Here is a 1044-nt window from a genome sequence, read left to right as displayed (position 1 = left end):
TGGCACCCCTCTATGTCAAGGGGCTGTCTTCTCCGGTTTTGACGAGGTTGGCCTGCTGGGCTCGTGCGTCCGCGATGAGTTGTCGGTAGAGGACGTCGCTGAGGCGGCGTTTCAGACTGCGGATTGCTTCCATCGGGGTTTTACCTTCAGCGAGTTTGCGCTGGTAGAAGGCACGGCCTTCGGTGTCGTTGCGGATCTGGACGATCGCCATGATGTGCAGCACCCGGTTGATACGCCGGTTGCCTGCACGCGAAAGCCGGTGCCGGTTTTGGTCACCGCTGGAGGCGTCCAACGGTGCGGTGCCGTTCCAGCTCGCGAAGTGATTGCGGCTGGGGAAACGGGCGACGTCGAGGACCTCACCCAGGACACGAGCGGCGCCGACCGGGCCGAGGCCATACAGCTCCAGCAGGCCGGTGCCGGTCGCCTCGACCGCCTCACGCAGTTGCTTGTCGCTGTCTTTGAGCTTGCGGTCCAGGGCGGCCAGGTCGGTGATCAGTTCAGCGGCGAGCCGGCGGCGGGTGCGTCCTGCGATATCGCGAGGACGGACCGTGGCCAGCAACTGTCGGGCTTGGGGGGTGGACAGGAACCGCGGCGCACCGGCCGGGATCAGCTCGGTGAGCAGCCGGTGCAGCCGGTTGACGGTCTGGGTGCGGGTGCGGGCGAGTTCGTCGCGCCGGTCGGCCAAAAGCCGCAGCGCGATGTGTTCTTGATCCTGGGTTACCTGCTGCAGGCCGGCGGTGCGCACTGCAACGACCGCAATCGAATGCGCGTCGGTGGCGTCGGTCTTTCGACCGTTACCGGTGGAGAACACTCGTGCCCGGGCGGACAGTTTCGCCGGGACGTCCACGACGGTTTCCCCGTCGGCGACCAGCCGTTGCGCGAGAGGGCGGCCGACGCCACCGCATCCCTCGATCGCCCACACCCGGTCCTTCCATCGCCGGCCAGAGGCCAGCATCTGCTGGTAGCCGTCGCGGTCGGTGCTATACCGGCCGCCACCGAGGACCTGCTCGCGTCCGTCCAGAACCTCGATTGTGGCCGATCGCT

The 1044-nt window shown here is 67.0% G+C and carries 1 protein-coding gene; it reads right to left on the bottom strand.

Features of this window, described 5'->3' with window-relative positions:
- Positions 1-10 precede the first annotated feature (10 nt).
- A partial coding sequence (locus AB0I04_RS55185; RefSeq protein ID WP_360905100.1) for an IS110 family transposase occupies positions 11-1044 on the bottom strand: 1034 nt, incomplete at its 5' end.

Source organism: Actinoallomurus sp. NPDC050550, assembly GCF_040655075.1.
Classification (GTDB): Bacteria; Actinomycetota; Actinomycetes; order Streptosporangiales; family Streptosporangiaceae; genus Actinoallomurus.
Note: the sequence above shows the minus strand (reverse complement) of the source record. Positions and strands in the feature narration are given on the sequence as shown.